The sequence below is a fragment of the Kocuria sp. CPCC 205260 genome (genome assembly GCF_040981045.1).
Lineage (GTDB): Bacteria > Actinomycetota > Actinomycetes > Actinomycetales > Micrococcaceae > Kocuria > Kocuria palustris.
This window is the reverse complement of the sequence record NZ_JAVKPT010000096.1, coordinates 1-530: the sequence shown is the minus strand read 5'-3', so window position 1 is coordinate 530 and position 530 is coordinate 1. Positions and strand designations below refer to the sequence as shown.

Here is a 530-nt window from a genome sequence, read left to right as displayed (position 1 = left end):
AATCTGTGGGCAGCCTCGCTGCCCAAGTCGATCACCCTGGAACCGGTCTCTGAGGACATCGCCGAGGAGCTGCACGCCACCAGCGGCCAGCACCACCTCGAGCACACCGTGGCCGGCCCCAGTGCGGACGAGCACCCGGATGTGGTGCCGATGATCGACCCGAACGTGATCACCCACCTGGACAGGTTTGCCTACGTGGACGGACGGTTCATGTACGCCTCCCTGTGCAACCGCCTGGGCCTGGGGCCGGGGGTGCGACTGAACCAGTCCAAGGCCACCGAGCTGTTGGATTCCGACCCCTACTGCCGGGCCCGGTTCCGGGTGAAGTTCACCGTCCCGGACAACTGGCACCACATCGGGATCTTCGGCTGCCAGCACCGTGACACCGCCTCCGGCTGGTACTACCCCAACCGTCCCGGGGCCACCGGGGAGTCCTGGGCTGATGCCGCCGAGGTGTTCGTGGCCCGCAAGTTCGGGTGGGCGGTGGAACCTCTGGAGGCGGTGGTGTTCTCCAAGCAGATGCCGACCCA

General features: G+C 67.0%; 1 pseudogene. It reads left to right on the top strand.

The features are described from left to right. Positions 1-530 (top strand): annotated as a pseudogene (locus tag RF645_RS13360) (hypothetical protein); the annotation flags it as partial.